This window comes from Marinococcus sp. PL1-022 (assembly GCF_033845285.1).
In the GTDB taxonomy this organism is placed as follows: Bacteria; Bacillota; Bacilli; order Bacillales; family Marinococcaceae; genus Marinococcus.
In genome coordinates this window covers 1,034,028-1,048,954 of the sequence record NZ_JAWXCX010000001.1, presented here as the reverse complement: position 1 = coordinate 1,048,954, position 14,927 = coordinate 1,034,028, and the positions used below count along the sequence as shown (strand labels likewise).

At 47.7% G+C, this 14,927-nt stretch carries 14 protein-coding genes; 1 reads left to right on the top strand and 13 read right to left on the bottom strand.

The window, feature by feature from the left end; all coding sequences use genetic code 11:
* Nucleotides 1-4: 4 nt before the first annotated feature.
* The 12 genes from ftsA to SIC45_RS05275 all read right to left on the bottom strand — a co-directional run bounded on the left by ftsA (nt 5) and on the right by SIC45_RS05275 (nt 13,942).
* Nucleotides 5-1,333: a cell division protein FtsA gene (ftsA, locus tag SIC45_RS05330; RefSeq protein ID WP_091610215.1), complete on the bottom strand. Its 1,329-nt coding sequence runs from the start codon at nt 1,331-1,333 to the stop codon at nt 5-7.
* 211 nt (nt 1,334-1,544) lie between these two features.
* On the bottom strand, nt 1,545-2,444 hold the full coding sequence (locus SIC45_RS05325) for a cell division protein FtsQ/DivIB (protein ID WP_298784195.1): 900 nt from the start codon (nt 2,442-2,444) through the stop codon (nt 1,545-1,547).
* 29 nt (nt 2,445-2,473) lie between these two features.
* On the bottom strand, nt 2,474-3,394 hold the full coding sequence (murB, locus tag SIC45_RS05320) for a UDP-N-acetylmuramate dehydrogenase (RefSeq protein ID WP_319631329.1): 921 nt from the start codon (nt 3,392-3,394) through the stop codon (nt 2,474-2,476).
* A gap of 168 nt (nt 3,395-3,562) precedes the next feature.
* Nucleotides 3,563-4,918 carry a UDP-N-acetylmuramoyl-L-alanine--D-glutamate ligase gene (gene murD / locus SIC45_RS05315; RefSeq protein WP_319631328.1) on the bottom strand — a complete coding sequence of 452 codons (1,356 nt, stop codon included), beginning with the start codon at nt 4,916-4,918 and terminating at the stop codon, nt 3,563-3,565.
* Nucleotides 4,918-5,889 carry a phospho-N-acetylmuramoyl-pentapeptide-transferase gene (mraY, locus tag SIC45_RS05310; RefSeq protein ID WP_298784190.1) on the bottom strand — a complete coding sequence of 324 codons (972 nt, stop codon included), beginning with the start codon at nt 5,887-5,889 and terminating at the stop codon, nt 4,918-4,920. The genes murD and mraY overlap by 1 nt, the downstream gene beginning before the upstream one ends.
* A 27-nt stretch (nt 5,890-5,916) precedes the next feature.
* Nucleotides 5,917-7,386, bottom strand: coding sequence for a UDP-N-acetylmuramoyl-L-alanyl-D-glutamate--2,6-diaminopimelate ligase (locus SIC45_RS05305; RefSeq protein ID WP_319631327.1), 1,470 nt, complete (start codon nt 7,384-7,386; stop codon nt 5,917-5,919).
* Nucleotides 7,387-7,561: 175 nt separating this feature from the next.
* Entirely contained in the window at nt 7,562-9,850 is a 2,289-nt protein-coding gene (locus SIC45_RS05300) for a penicillin-binding protein (protein WP_319631326.1), read from the bottom strand.
* Nucleotides 9,851-9,956: 106 nt separating this feature from the next.
* On the bottom strand, nt 9,957-10,325 hold the full coding sequence (ftsL, locus tag SIC45_RS05295; RefSeq protein WP_298784185.1) for a cell division protein FtsL: 369 nt from the start codon (nt 10,323-10,325) through the stop codon (nt 9,957-9,959).
* Nucleotides 10,325-11,284 carry a 16S rRNA (cytosine(1402)-N(4))-methyltransferase RsmH gene (rsmH, locus tag SIC45_RS05290; protein WP_298784184.1) on the bottom strand — a complete coding sequence of 320 codons (960 nt, stop codon included), beginning with the start codon at nt 11,282-11,284 and terminating at the stop codon, nt 10,325-10,327. Before rsmH ends, ftsL begins: the two co-directional genes overlap by 1 nt.
* Nucleotides 11,285-11,321: 37 nt before the next feature.
* A complete protein-coding gene (gene mraZ, locus SIC45_RS05285; protein ID WP_298784502.1) occupies nt 11,322-11,753 on the bottom strand; it encodes a division/cell wall cluster transcriptional repressor MraZ in 432 nt (143 codons plus the stop codon).
* Between the two features lie 149 nt (nt 11,754-11,902).
* On the bottom strand, nt 11,903-13,525 hold the full coding sequence (gene bshC, locus SIC45_RS05280; RefSeq protein ID WP_319631325.1) for a bacillithiol biosynthesis cysteine-adding enzyme BshC: 1,623 nt from the start codon (nt 13,523-13,525) through the stop codon (nt 11,903-11,905).
* Between the two features lie 33 nt (nt 13,526-13,558).
* Nucleotides 13,559-13,942: a DUF3397 domain-containing protein gene (locus SIC45_RS05275; protein WP_298784500.1), complete on the bottom strand. Its 384-nt coding sequence runs from the start codon at nt 13,940-13,942 to the stop codon at nt 13,559-13,561.
* 222 nt (nt 13,943-14,164) lie between these two features.
* On the opposite strand from SIC45_RS05275, the gene SIC45_RS05270 reads away from it, so the two are divergent.
* Nucleotides 14,165-14,683 carry an N-acetyltransferase gene (locus SIC45_RS05270; protein WP_022792685.1) on the top strand — a complete coding sequence of 173 codons (519 nt, stop codon included), beginning with the start codon at nt 14,165-14,167 and terminating at the stop codon, nt 14,681-14,683.
* 64 nt (nt 14,684-14,747) lie between these two features.
* On the opposite strand, the gene rpmF is transcribed toward SIC45_RS05270, so the two are convergent.
* Entirely contained in the window at nt 14,748-14,921 is a 174-nt protein-coding gene (gene rpmF / locus SIC45_RS05265) for a 50S ribosomal protein L32 (RefSeq protein ID WP_079476087.1), read from the bottom strand.
* Between the last annotated feature and the right edge of the window lie 6 nt (nt 14,922-14,927).

Genomic DNA, 14,927 nt, shown 5'->3' with positions numbered 1-14,927 from the left:
TTACTTATTCAAAGAAAGATTTAAATACGCTTCGCATACGCTCTTTAAATCCAGGCTCCTCCGGATCTTTTTCCTTCGTCCGGTTTTGCTGGCGCGTGCTTGAACCATTGCGGTAATTCGCTTCTCCTGCTGAAGCCGGGCGGTCTGATTCTGCATATTTCTCAGAGCGTCCCGCTGCTACAACGGATTCCTCTCCACTATGAACCTTCATGCTTTTATATGCAAATTCAATCAGGCCGATACTGGCTGTATACGTAGGCTCCCGCACGCCGATATAGTCCGGCATTGCAAGGCGGACATGCTGCTTCCAGATGTCCTGGGCAAGCTCGAGCGTTCCCGGCATCATGACCGCTCCTCCGGTTAATACATAACCTCCCGGAAGATCATGATAGCCCATGCGGTTGATTTCCTGCTGAACTAATGTAAGAATTTCTTCCATTCTCGGTTCAATAATTTCTGCAAGTTCGAGCTGCGTGAATTTTTTCTGATCATTGTTTCCAAGCGTCTGAATAGAAAAGGACAAATCATCAGAAGCATCATCAATAAAGGCATGGCCATGCTCAAGCTTCAGACGCTCTGCTTCTTCAGCGGTCGTTCTGATGCCGACAGAAATATCGTTTGAGATGTGGCTACCGCCAATTGGGAGAAAGGACATTGTCTGCAGCTGGCCTTCCTGAAATACAGAGACCGTCGTCGAGCCGCCGCCAATATCAATCAGTGCCACCCCAAGAGAACGCTCGTCCTTTGAAACGGCTACGCTCCCTGAAGCCAACGGCTGAAGCACAATATCTGCAATTTCCAGTCCTGCTCGCTCCACACAGCGTAGTAGGTTATGTAAAGCGGTTTTAGCTCCTGTGATAATAGTTCCTTCCATTTCGAGACGAGTGCCGAGCATGCCGCGCGGATCTTTAATTCCATCCATCCCGTCCACAATAAACTGGGCCGGAATAATATCAATAATTTCTCTATCGGGCGGAATGCTCATCACATGTGCCGCGTCGATAACTCTTTCCACGTCCTCGTCCTGAATTTCACGATCGGTGCTTGAGACGGCCACTATTCCATTACATGCCCGCATTTCCACCTGATTACCGTTAATTCCTACAATAACCTGCTTTACTTCTAAATCAACCATTCGTTCCGCCTGATCCACGGCTTCTTTAATCGCTTTGACCGTTTCATCGATATCGACGATTGCACCTTTTCTCATGCCGATAGACGGCGCCCGGCCGACTCCGATAATTTTCAAGGCACCACCGCTCATATCTCCGATAATCGCTCGGACAGACGATGTGCCGACATCAAGACTGACATACAAATTTTCACTGTTCAAGGTTGGGCACCCCCTTATAGATCTATTTTCGTTTCAATTTTATAGCTATTGTACCTTTTATAATTCCATACGCACCAGAATTATCCCGGTTGCGCTTCCATTAATAATATATGGCAGTATTTTTATCTGGGTTAAGAAAAATACGCCTTCTTTTCAGTCTACAACAACTATCTTCAATGGAAAAGGCAATTTTCAAACAATATTCATTCTTTTATTGCCCAGCTCCATCGGCACTATCATTTTCTTCTGTGCCGGAAGCTCCGTTTTCCGCCTCTTCAGGAGTGTCATTTCCTTCAATGAAGCTTTCCTCAGGCATCTGCTGTGTCCCTTCATTTTCATCTCCGGAGTTTTCCTGCGTTTCTGCTGCTTCAAAGTATGGAGCTCTCATCATATAAAGCACCCCGTTTTGCCCAGCATCAATATTTCTCGCAATGGAGGGGTATGAGCTCATATACTCCGAGAATCCGGAAACAGAACTGCGGACCTCAAGACCGTCGTTCATGTAAAGAGTGATGTTATCCTCTTCGCTTTCAGAAGGCTCGAAATACACTTCTGAAATCCGGTTGGTCACCCCTTCCCCCAGTTTGCCCAGCTCCTCTGCGAACGCTTCAAGTCTTTCCTCGTTTTCAAAATTCTGCAGAAGCGGTGCATCAGCCGGAAGTTCGCTGTTCACATCATCTGTCAGCGCATAGCCATTTTCAAGCACAGGGGCGTAAGCGCCTTCCATCTGCGTATAAGCAACTTTTTCATACTCAGTAACCTTAATGTTTACAGTCGCCGGCCACGACCTTGTTACTTCTGCTTTTTCAATTGCCGGCAGCTTTTCTACATTATTCTTGATCGCCTTTCTGTCCATTTCCCAGATATTTGTTCCAATCTGGGCCCCGCTGTCTTCTTTAATAACCTGTTTATCTGTAAATTGGGATCCGCTCGTTTCAATACTGCGGATATGACTTAACGGGGATTGAAAATAAATAACCAGTCCGATCAATACAAAAAATACAGCCAGATAGATAAACAGCCGGCGCCGTGATTTTTGCCGGCGCTGCTCCTTTAAACTGGGGTGATGCTCTTCGAGCGAGACCAGTTTGCCATCATTTGGCTTCCTCAAACCGCAGTCCTCCTCTATTTCCCCGCTTATCAGCTGTCAGCTGATCTTCTGTTTACGATTTCCACTTCGGTTTCAAGCTCAATACCGTAAGCTTCTTTCACGGAGGAGCGGGCTTTTTCAATTAATGCAAGCACATCAGATGCTTTGGCTTCCCCTGTGTTAACAATAAAGTTTGCATGAAGCTCTGATATCTGCGCACCGCCGATTACGTGTCCCTTTAATCCGATGTTCTCTATAAGTTCACCGGCATGGTCAGGCAGGGGATTCCGAAACACGCTTCCGGCACATGGATGAGCCCACGGCTGCGTTTCTCTTCTGTACTCTTTGTATTCCTGCATTTCTTTAAAGATGACATCTTTTTCTCCCTGCTCAAGCTTGAGTCTGGCGGCTACACATATACCTTTGTCCGACTGGAGCCTCGAGGTACGATAGGCAAATCCCATTTCTTCGTTGGGAATCCATTCCATTGTTCCGTCCGGAAATAAAATTAACGCTTCTATCAGTACCTTCGACATATCAGAGCCGTGGGCGCCTGCATTCATAAATACTGCCCCGCCGACGCTCCCCGGGATGCCCCCGGCGAACTCCATGCCTCCGTATCCATCCCGGCTTAAAATCGTAGCAAGCCGGACTAGTGGATAGCCCGATTCCACGGTGACTATACCGTTATCGTTTTCCAAATTGGCAAGCTTCGTACCAAATTTTATTACCACGCCTTCAATTCCATCATCATCCACCAGCAGATTCGATCCGCGTCCAATGGCACGCCATGGAAGATTCTCTTCACGAATCCATTCCATTGCGTTCGCCAGTTCCTCCACGCTTGTAGGCTCAACCAGCCAATCCGCCGGTCCGCCGATTTTCCAGGTTGTGTGCTTTGCCAGTGGTTCATTTTTCAATACCTTGCCAAAGTCTTCGAAATTCCGTGCTGATTCCGCCTCTTGTCCCATACGGTCCCCTCCTGTTTATTCATTTGTTTATTTCAGGCTCCCTGGATTCCATTACTTTTTTGTGTTTATTTTTATATAGGCTTATTTTAAAGAATGTATCATTTCGATCCATTCCTGAAACCACCTTTTAAAGGTAGCTTCAGGAGTGGAGCAAACCTGCACTCCATGTCATTTATACTTTTCTACATATTCCATAAACGTCCGGCCCCGCTCTTCAAACGTCCGAAACTGGTCCCAGCTTGCGCAGGCAGGTGAAAGCAGCAGCACGTCCCCGCTTTCAGAAAGCTGAAAGCTTTTGTCTACAGCATCTGCCAGAAATTCTGTGCGGTGGATTTCAGTTACTCCTGCTTCCTGTGCGGAGGCCGCGAGTTTGTCCCGAGTCTCGCCGTAAGCAACGAGCGCCTTGATTTTCCGGAAAGATTCAATTAAATCATCGAAGGTGTTGCCGCGGTCAAGGCCACCGGCCAAAAGCACTACCGGCTCTTCAAAAGCTTCGATCGCCTTTTGGGTGGAAAGCATGTTCGTCGCTTTCGAGTCATTGTAGATTTTGCGTCCATTCACAATCCCGCTGAATTGAAGCCGGTGCTCGATGCCGTGGAAGTCGGATAAGGCCGAATCGATGGCCTGGTTGGAGGCGCCAAGTACTTTAGCAGCAGCAATCGCTGCCAGCATATTTTCCTTGTTATGCGCCCCCGGAAGAGAGGCACGCTCCACAGCCATCACCGGCTCAGTCTTATAATAAAACATACCGTTCTTCAAATAGGCGCCGTTTTCACAAACAGTCTCTTTGGAAAAAGGCACAAGTGCCGCGTCCGAGCTTTCGGCAATTCGTTTTACCTCTTTTTGATCATAGTTGTAGACTGCAGTATCTTCTGCGGTCATGTTCTGAAATAGCTTTGCTTTTGAGTGCTCGTAGTCGTTCCTCGATCCATGGTAATCCAGATGGGCATCGAAAAGATTCAGCAGCACCCCAACCTTCGGGCGGAACTTTTGTGTCCCTTTCAGCTGAAAGCTGGAAACCTCTGTAACCATAATCTGGTCTTTTTTTATCCGGGGGGCTACTTCACATGCCACACTCCCAATATTACCAGCTACAGCAGCTTCCCTGTGGTCCTTTTTGAAAATGGCCTGGATCAGTGACGTAGTGGTCGTTTTTCCGTTGGAGCCGGTAATAGCCATCATCGTCCCTTCACACAGCTCTGCCGCAAGTTCAATTTCTGTAATAATATTGAATTGTTTTTCCAGAGCTTTTTTGATAAAAGGATGGTGATAGGGAATACCCGGATTTTTAACAATGACTGAAAACGGTTCTTCGAGCAGGGAGACTGGGTGGCTTCCAGTAATCAGCCGAATGCCGAGATTCTCAAGCTCCTGAACCTTCGCATCTCCTTTTTCCGCCTCTGCTCCGTCATTCACAGTCACCTCCGCCCCAGAACGGTGCAGCAGCTTCGCCGCCGCTAAACCACTTTTAGCCAGACCTACGACAAGCACTTTTTTTCCCTTGTATTCTTCTAAGCGATCCATTATAAAAACACCTCTAATGCGACCCCGGACAGCCCGGCAGCAGCGCCCACCACCCAAAAGGCAGTAACAACCTGCCACTCCGACCAGCCTGACAGTTCAAAATGGTGATGAACCGGGCTCATTTTAAATACCTTTTTCCCTCTTAATTTATACGAAATCACCTGGATAATGACACTCAGCGTCTCCAGAACAAATACGAGACCGATCACAATCAGCGTCAGCTCGGTTTTGGTTAAAATAGCTACAGCAGCAATCGCGCCCCCGAGCGCGAGGGAGCCGGTGTCCCCCATGAAAATCTTTGCCGGGTATTTATTGAAGATTAAAAAGCCGAGCAGGCTGCCCACAACTGCAAACGCAAACAGCCCAACGTCCATATACCCAAGCGAAAAAGCGACCAGGGCATAAGCGGCAAACGCCATCGTTCCCGTACCGGCCAGCAGTCCATCCAGGCCGTCCGTCAAATTCACTGCGTTGGAAGCACCGACGAGCATAATAATGATTAGAAAAAAATACGCCCATCCAAATTCGAGTGACCATTCAGTTCCCGGCACAGCCACACTTGTATCAAACGTGCCGTTATACAAAACAATAAAAAAGATAAATGCAATAACCACCTGGCCAATCAGCTTCTGGATACTTGTAAGGCCGAGGTTCCGTTTCATGACAATTTTAATGAAATCATCCAAAAATCCAAGTATTCCAAAGCCTACAGTTACAAGCAGGAGCAGCCAAATTTCTGTTGTGTAGCCGACAAAAAGCGGCAGCACGATGAGAGCAGTAATCAAAAGGCCGGCAATAATCATTACGCCTCCCATTGTTGGCGTACCGCCTTTTTTTTGATGCGATTCCGGCCCCGTTTCCCGGATACTCTGGCCAAATTTCAGCCGCTTTAAAGCTGGAATAAGGACCGGTGCTGAAACCGCACATATAATAAATGATACTATTGTTACTATTAAAGCTGCAAAACCCATCGAGGGAGCTCCTTTCAGTATGAAGCACTAAGCCTGTTTATTATTTTTCTTTCTGACCGCTTCTTTTGCTACTTTGCGGTCATCAAATTCCAATGTTTGATCCCCTATTACCTGGTACGTTTCGTGGCCTTTGCCTGCAACAAGCACTGTGTCCCCGTCCCCGGCAAGGAATACGGCACGTTCGATCGCCTTGCGGCGGTCCTCAATGATTTCGTATTCTGTACCGGCAAACCCTGCTTCCATCTGCTCCAATATTTCAGCCGGGTCTTCCGAGCGCGGATTGTCGGAGGTAAGAATGACCAGGTCACTGAACTTTTCTGCTGCAGCTGCCATCTTTGGCCTTTTTTCTTTGTCCCGGTCTCCGCCGCACCCTATCACGGTATAAAGACGCCCCTCAGTCATATCAAAGGCTGTTTGAGCAACATTTTCCAGTCCACCCGGGGTATGGGCATAATCAACGACAATGATGCTTTTCTGCCCTGCTTCCACTGCTTCAAATCTGCCGCTTACAACCGGGGCATGCTTCAGGCCATCAACGATGCTTGTGACAGAAACGTTTTCTGCAATACATGCAGCGATGGCTGCGAGCGCGTTGTATACATTAAACCTTCCAAGCAGTGGATACTCCACCTCCGTGCTCCCCCACGGGGTGTTCAGCGTAAACGATGTTTTGCCGCCGGAGGTTTTTATATTTTCAGCGTAAATATCGTTGCGGTCACTGATCCCGTATGTGAGCACCGGTGCTGTGGTCACTGCCTGAAAGTAATCGGAGGCTTCGTCGTCTCCATTTAATACCGCAGTGCTCAGCTCTCCCGCAAAGCTATTGCCCAGCTGTGAAAACAGGAGGCTTTTAGCGTTTCTGTAGCTTTCCATCGAGCCGTGATAATCCAGATGATCCTGTGACAGGTTTGTAAAAACTGCTGTCCGGAACTGGACTCCCCGCACGCGCCCCATCTGCAGCGCATGAGAAGAAACCTCCATAACACAGCTTTCCACTTTATCCTCCCGCATCTTCGCAAACAGCTGCTGCAGCTCCAGGGATTCAGGCGTAGTGTTATTTGTCTCTACGGATTCACTTCCGATTTTTGCATACATAGTGCCGATTAACCCTGTCTTAGTCTGCTCTTCGTTTAGGATAGATTCAACTAAATGACTGGTCGTGGTTTTACCATTTGTCCCGGTAATACCGATTATGCGGACATCCTCTGTAGGGTGCCCGTAGAAATGATCCGCCGCGTAGGCCATTACCTTCTGCGTATCCTTCACTAGCCACACAGGAGCTTCGACGTCCACATGCCGTTCAGCTATCACAGCCGCCGCTCCATTACTTACTGCGTCGGCGGCAAAATCATGGCCGTCTACTTTGGTCCCTTCAATACAAAAAAACAGACCATTTGGGATTACTCCCCTGGAATCCATATGTAAGCTCTCGATTTCTTTGTCTTCGCGCTCAACCCGAACCATTATACTTGGAATAATGTCTGTAATATATTTCATTTCCGTGCCTCTTTTCTATCCGGAGCAAGTGTTTACCACTAATTATAGAAAAAACGTGTTTCGTCCTTCCCGGCTGTTTTTAAACGAATATACACGCAGAGAACTGCGTTCGTTCTCTGCGTACACCCCACTCATTCTAATGTGAACGATAAAACATGTCATGGGACAATCGTCATTAATTTTCTACCGGTGCTTCACTTTCTGCTGGCTGCTCTTCACCGGAGCTTTCCTCTGTATCATTTTCCTGAGCTTCAGGTTCCTCTGTTTCAGCCTCTTGTGGCTGTTGTCCCCGGTTTTCATTTTCCGCGTCAGTTTCTTCTGCTTCTGTCTGCTCTGCCTGAGCGTCCTCCAATTCGTCCGGCGGAACCAGCTCGACTTCCATATTGCCGGCAGCACTAACGGCTGTGCCGGGGTCCACCGACTGGGAGCTGACATAGCCGGAACCGCTTGTGTCTATATCGATTTCAAGCAGCGCTTCAAGGCGCTGGATTTCCCGGAGTGACCACCCGCTGACATCAGGAATACTTTTTTGTCCATTTGTAAGGATGATTACTTTTTCACCTACGATCAGCCGTTCCGAATTTGTAGGAATCTGATTTTCCACCTGGCTGCCGCTGCCGATTACCACCGGCTGCAGTCCCGCGTTCTCAGCGGCATTTTCAGCTTTATTCACCGATTTCCCGGTATAGTCTTCAAATTCGATACCTGATTCTTCATAGGCTTTTGTATCCTCAACATCCGAAGGGGTAAGATTCATGTATGAAAGGCTCTGCTGCATTACCGGATTAAAAATAGCGCTCACAGCATCCGAGCCTGTTTCTGTCGGCTCAAGCTCCGGACGGTCCACGACAACATAGACAATAATTTCCGGATCGTCCACCGGCGCCATGCCGATGAAAGAAAAGATATTCTGGTTTTCCCCGCTCAAGTAGCCTCCCCCCTCGGGATCAGAGATTTGAGCTGTGCCTGTTTTTCCCGCAACCTCTACTCCATCAATCTGGTACGGCGCCCCAGTGCCATGCTCTCCCTCAATGACGGTTTGAAGCTTTTTCCTAGTTTTTTCAGCTGCCTTCTTGCTGATCGGCTTGCCTGCTACGTTGGGTTCGGATTCATACGTTGTTTCGTTGTTGTTCGGGTTTTCAATGTGGTCGATCACATAGGGCTGCATCATTTTACCATCATTGGCTATAGCGGTGGCCCCCTGAATCATCTGAATAGGAGTAACTGTAGAAGCCTGCCCGAAGGCTGTTATACCAACGTTTAATGGTGTCTCTTCCGCTAATGCGCCGTCCGCCTCATTCGGCAGATCAATTCCGGTTTCCTGGCCGAAACCGAATTTTTCCAGGTAATTAAACAGGGCTCCTTCAGGCAGAATTTCAAGCGCAATCCTCATAAATGCTACGTTCGAAGAACGCCGGAGACCTTCATTATAAGTGATTTCTCCCCAGCCTTCCCCGTTGTTATGATCCCGGATTGTTTCCCCGGAAACGTTATATGTGCCGGACTCATAAGTATCCTTGCCTTCAAAGACTCCTTTATCAATCGCAGCTGCCAGCGTAAAGATTTTCATGGTCGACCCGGGCTCAAACTGATCGGAGACAGCATAGTTGGTGTAGTTTTCGATTTCTTCGTATTCATTCGGGTTAAAGCTCGGGCGGTTGCTCATACCGAGTATTTCCCCACTGTCTGCGTCTGCTACAATGCCCATAATTTTGTTTGGGCTGTAGCTTTCTTCCACCTCTGACATCGACTGTTCAAGCACGCTTTGAATATTTCCATCCAAAGTCAGGTAAACGTCTTTGCCGTCTTCAGCTGTGTTCGTTGTGGTCTCATCTTCGTCAAGAAGAGCATTCTCTTCAGATTCTGTTCTTGTTCCGTCTTTTCCGGTCAATTCTTCATTCAATCCGGCTTCAAGTCCCATGTGAGCTTCTGACATATCCCGACTCATGTAGCCAAGCACATGGCTTGCAAACGTCTGGTTCGGATAGTAGCGCGTCGGCTCCTCACGAAAATGTATACCTGCAAGATCAAGCTGCTCGATTTCTTCTCGTTCAGACAGCGTTAAATACTTGCTTCCGGAACCAAGCTCCACCTGGTACTGATCGCGTTCGAGCATGTCTTTCAGCTCTGCATTTTCCATACCGATCAGTGGCCCAAGTTCTCTCGCTACCCTGTCCGGGTTTTTCACATGGTCATCGTAGGATTCATCGAGGACGGCATACACAGAATAAGAGGGCACCTGTTCTGCCAGAGGTTCTCCCTGCTTGTCAAAAATAGTCCCTCGTTTCGCATCAACGGTTTCAGTCGTGGTATATCTGGAGTCTGCCATACTTGCAAGGTCATTTCCCTCTACTGTTTTTCCCACCTGGATGTACACCATACGGCCGGTGAAAACGAGAAAGAAAACAGCTACAGCAATGACCAGCAAGAGCGCCCGTACTTTCGTGCTTTTCAATTTCTTCATGCTGAGAACGTTCACCACCTGAGTTTTTACATGTGCCGGGGCCGCAGTTAACTTGCAAGAAGGGAGCAGTACTACCGTGTTTCCACGGATTCCCCTCCCTTCTGCATCAGTTCTGTTCTGTTCCGTTTACGACTTGAATATTTTCATCCTTCATTTCCATACCCAGCTCATTTTTCGCGTAGTCCATGATACGCTCCGGTGAACTAAGTTCAGCAACCTGCAGCTCAAGGTTCTGATTCACCTGCTGCTGCTCCTGGACCTGTGTTGCGGTCTGGTCAATCTGCTGGTCCTGGGCGTGTATCGTAGCGAAATTCGAAACGATGAAAAAGGATGCGATTAAAATCCCGATAATAACGGCCGTCATTATCAGTTTTTCACCCTTTGTAATCCCACCACGAACGTGGTACTGGACTTTTTTATGTACGATTTGTTTGTCTTCCTGCTGGCGTTTAATCTGCTGTGCCAAATTCTCCATTATTGTTTACCCTCCTCGCGTTTTTCGATGATTCGAAGCTTCGCGGAAGCCGCCCTTGGATTTTGCGTCAGTTCATCTTCTGATGGCAGGATCGGTTTCTTTGTAACCAGGTTAAAATCTGGTTCTGCTTCATCGGGCACGACCGGGAGCCCCTTCGGAAGCGGAGGTGGAGAACTTTTCTGTTTAAACAACCTTTTACAAATTCTGTCTTCTAACGAATGAAATGTTATGACACATAATCTTCCGCCCGGCGCTAGCATTGTCAGCGCATCGCCAAGCGCTTCTTTAAACACATCAATTTCATTATTTACAGCAATTCGCAAAGCCTGAAAAGTCCGCTTCGCCGGATGCCCGCCCTTTCTCCTGGCCGGTGCAGGTATTGCACTTTTGATGATTTCAACTAGTTGTTCAGTGGTTTCAATACGGTGATCTTCACGCGCTTTTTCGATTTTTCTGGCAATCTGCTTTGAAAAACGCTCTTCCCCGTACTCCGAGAGAATCTGCCAGATCTCCTGAAATGATGCTTCATTGACGATATGTGCTGCTGTACGCTCCTGCCTGTGCCTGTCCATTCTCATGTCAAGAGGGGCATTATAGCGGTAGCTGAATCCTCTTTCCGGCCGGTCGAACTGCGGCGATGAAACTCCAAGATCGAATAATATCCCGTTTACCTGCCCGGCTTGAAGCTCAAGCAGTTCTTCTTTTAAAAACTGGAAATTGCTATGTACGATCCTGAAATTCTCCCCATAAACCTGAAGCCGCTGCTGTGCATGAGCGATCGCTTCCTCATCCTGATCAAAGGCTATTAAAAGGCCCTCGGAAGAAAGCTGCTTCATGACTTCTTCACTGTGTCCGCCGCCCCCGAGAGTACAATCAACATACACCCCATCCGGATGTATATTCAGCCCCTGGACTGCTGCTTCCTTTAATACGGTTTCATGCTCAAATTGTGGCGGCACTTCTATTCCTCCGGCAAAAACGTGTTTGATACTGCTTTTAAAAATCTAAATCGGCCATGTTCTCTGCGATATCCGGAAATGCTTCCTCTGATTCTGCGTAATATTCGTCCCATTTGTGTTTATCCCATATTTCTACTCGGCTGCTTACCCCGATGATCATACATTCTTTTTTTAATTCTGCATATTGGCGGAGGGTGGTTGGAATCATCGAACGTCCCTGCTTATCAAGTTCACATTCAGATGCACCTGAAAAGAAAAAACGTGTGAATGCCCTTGCGTCTTTTTTTGTGAAAGGCAAAGCTTTTAATTTGGTTTCAATACGTTCCCATTCGTCGTAAGGATAAACAAACAAGCATCCATCCAGACCACGGGTAACGACGAAAGAATCTCCCAGCTTCTCCCGAAAACGGGATGGGATAATAATTCTTCCTTTATCGTCCATATTATGTTGATATTCTCCCATAAACATATGGACCCAACCTTTCACCACTCCATACATTTAAGTTACCACATTCCCCCACTTTGTACCACTTTTTCCGGAAAATTTTTTAACAAAAAAAACTTCCCGCTATTTCGGGAAGCTTCCATCCGGATAATATATAAATCAGCACGAAGATGCTACAGTAATATAATGTTCTGCCGGCCGCTCTTCCAATCCGTTTTGGCTGAAACCTGTTCCGGAAGACAGGCGCCAAATTCATTGAGCATAAATAAAATATTGATCTGCCGTTCTGCCGGCTCCCGGCGCGGATACAGCTGCCCAATGATTAATTCGAGCCGCTGTATATGAACCTGAACTGTGCGCTCCTGCTCCGCATCCAGCCGGTTTCCAAGATAACCGACTTCTTTTTCAATACGCCGCCAGTTTTCTTGTGCAAAGCTTTCCTGCGAAGGAAACTGGCGAACCCATTCGTCCGCAAGAGCGGCATGCGCTTCTTTCATTTCCTCCATTACCCTTGCTGCTTTAGCTTTCCCGTCCACTTCCAGGGCAGCATGCTTTACCTCCTGAAGCTTTTGTTTTAGTGCCGGTAAATTCAGCAGTTCTCTAAAGGGAATGCGTTCTTTTTCGGCGGCCTGCTGCACCTGCCGGGTAACATAATGCACCTCCATCCGCTTTTGCACCACTGGGACCCGCAGGTCCAGTGCTTCAAACAACGGCTTCAAAAGAGACCAGTACTGCATTTCCCCCGGGCCCGCCACAAAATGAAGAACCGGAAGCATCTGCTCCTGCATCAAAGGCCGGGTGACTACATCCGTACTGAAAAGAAAGGGGGAATGCACCGATTCTCTCAGTAATTTCTTCGTGTTCATCACATCCCCTGTTCTCCGGCTGCGCCAGACGCCATCTGAATATTCAAGCAGGTGCCGCACATGATTTATATGATAAAACAGGTGCCCGCTGTCAAAATTGATGCCCCCGACATCCCCGTACCCAGCTTTTGCTCTTTCGACTGTGCCTTGATAAACAGCCTCGTTTATTTTTCCCGGCTTAGAGAGCAGGCTTTTAAAAAGTGGAGCCCCCAGCTCTCTCCATTCCGGCTGCTGAGGGTCCATCATAATGAGATCTGTTTCTTTAAACAGCCAGCGCATCATCTCTGCGAAAAACTGGGACCAGGACACCGATCGGTGAACAAGTACACGCACTTCGTTTCTTAATTCCTTTGTAAACGGGCTCTCACGGAGCTTCGAAAAGGCCTCTTCCACAAATGCTTCCGCTTCCTCTGCGTTAAACGGCTGCTCGGACACAGGCACGTTCGGCAGAAAGTTTCCTTCAAATCTTGTTTTATCGAGATGTCCATCGACCGGGAAATTGACATGGTTTATTTCCCCCCAGTCATGGTCCTCGCCCGCGATCCAAAACAACGGAAGCACGGGACGGCCCAGCCGCTTTTGTTCCTTTTCTGCCAGCTTAATCACCGATAAGGCCTTGGATATAACCATAGAAGGGCCGGTAAGCATACCGGCCTGCTGGCCGCCGGCTACAATGACAGCTTCTTCACTTTCAAGTTTTTCGAGAGCTGCAACGGCTCTTTCTCCGTAGTACAGACTGTCGTTATACTTCTGCAAAAGCTGCTTTAAGCGCCGGCGCTCAAAAGACCGGCCGTCTAAATAACGAAGCCGGTCCTGCACCCCCTGGGTATCCCCAGCGTAATGAAAGAGCTGCCTGGCACTGGGTTCTCCCTGTTGATAGTCATGCAAAAAATGATTGTTTTCTATTGGTTGATCGTACAGCACTTTCATATCAAACTACCATCCTTTATGCCTTGCTCCGTTCTATGCCGTGAACTGCAGATACACCCAGTACCCGGCTAACAGGACATATCCTGCCGCAAATATAAAAAAGCTGCATCTCCATATGCCCTTCAGCACCCGGAAAAATTCCAGCTCCTCCCGGGAATGATAATGGATAATGGATATCACTATGGCACTGGCCAGAATCACTAAATAAATGACCCACAGGTAGGATTCATTCCACAGGTCACTGGACCATCTGTGCACCGAAGCGATAAACAACAGCGTAGTTGAATCACAGGCAGCGCGGAAGGCGTATGCTTTTCTTTTCGTTAATTTTGCCGTGACCAGATAGGCTATGTACCAAAAAGCCGGCGGAAAGGCCAGAGCTGCTTCCATTAACCATCCATATATCTGCTGTAGCATGTTTGTCACTTTCCCTCATCCAGTTTGCTCGCATTTTCTTAACTCTATCACATTAAACACCAATATTATTGATGAATTATAGATGTCTCAAGCATTTTAGCATATCTCTTCTCTCCGGACTAGTAGCATCCGGCGATCGGGGACACCGACTTTTCACTTTTCGATTTAAAACGTTTTCGTGTATAATGAAGTTGGAAGTTATTAGTGAAGGAGGCCAATCGCATGAGTGGAATAGAAGTTGTACCCTTACTCATAAACTACAAGACACTAGAAGAATTTCAAAACTTCAAAGAAGTTGGCGCTCAGGAGCTTTCCATGCAGGAGGAGCTCGAAGAAAACATTATGGAAAACGACAGCCGTTCCCCATTTTACGGCATCTATTTTGGAGACCGTCTGGTTGCACGTATGTGTTTATATACAATCACCGGCAAATATGACCGTTTCTTCGATCCCCCGCAGGATTACCTTGAGCTTTGGAAGCTCGAAGTACTCGAGCCTTACCGGGGTCGCGGCTTCGGAGAAGAGCTTGTTAACTACGCAAAAAGCTTTGAACTGCCAGTGAAAACAAACGCGCGCCAGCGTTCGGATGATTTCTGGCTGAAAATGGGTTTTGAGCCTGCAGAATATAACCCGGTCAGAGACCGTGGTGAAAATCCATACGTATGGTATCCAAAAGGGGTACAGCCGCAAAAAGCAGAAGAATTAACTGCAGAACCGCCTCTTTCTGATACCGAATCGTAATATCCTGCTCTTTAGCATCTATATAAAAAAGCAGGGTGCCGTCTTTGGCACCCTGCTTTTTTTATTACTTTTCTACAACTGTTTCGCCTTTGTAAGAACCGCAATTTCTGCACACGCGGTGAGATAGTTTCTGCTCTCCGCATTGTTCGCATTCTACCATACCTGGTACTGCTACTTTTTGATGAGCTCTGCGCATACGTTTACGGGTCTTAGAAGTACGTCTAAAAGGTACTGCCATGATTCC

Coding starts and splice junctions, on each gene's coding strand:
- murB (WP_319631329.1), bottom strand. CDS start 3,394: ATGGGACAAGAGGCGGAATCAGCACGGAATTTCGAAGACTTTGGCAAG.
- murD (WP_319631328.1), bottom strand. CDS start 4,918: ATGGATCGCTTAGAAGAATACAAGGGAAAAAAAGTGCTTGTCGTAGGT.
- mraY (WP_298784190.1), bottom strand. CDS start 5,889: ATGGGTTTTGCAGCTTTAATAGTAACAATAGTATCATTTATTATATGT.
- SIC45_RS05305 (WP_319631327.1), bottom strand. CDS start 7,386: ATGAAATATATTACAGACATTATTCCAAGTATAATGGTTCGGGTTGAG.
- SIC45_RS05300 (WP_319631326.1), bottom strand. CDS start 9,850: ATGAAGAAATTGAAAAGCACGAAAGTACGGGCGCTCTTGCTGGTCATT.
- ftsL (WP_298784185.1), bottom strand. CDS start 10,325: ATGGAGAATTTGGCACAGCAGATTAAACGCCAGCAGGAAGACAAACAA.
- mraZ (WP_298784502.1), bottom strand. CDS start 11,753: ATGTTTATGGGAGAATATCAACATAATATGGACGATAAAGGAAGAATT.
- bshC (WP_319631325.1), bottom strand. CDS start 13,525: ATGAAAGTGCTGTACGATCAACCAATAGAAAACAATCATTTTTTGCAT.
- SIC45_RS05275 (WP_298784500.1), bottom strand. CDS start 13,942: ATGCTACAGCAGATATATGGATGGTTAATGGAAGCAGCTCTGGCCTTT.
- SIC45_RS05270 (WP_022792685.1), top strand. CDS start 14,165: ATGAGTGGAATAGAAGTTGTACCCTTACTCATAAACTACAAGACACTA.
- rpmF (WP_079476087.1), bottom strand. CDS start 14,921: ATGGCAGTACCTTTTAGACGTACTTCTAAGACCCGTAAACGTATGCGC.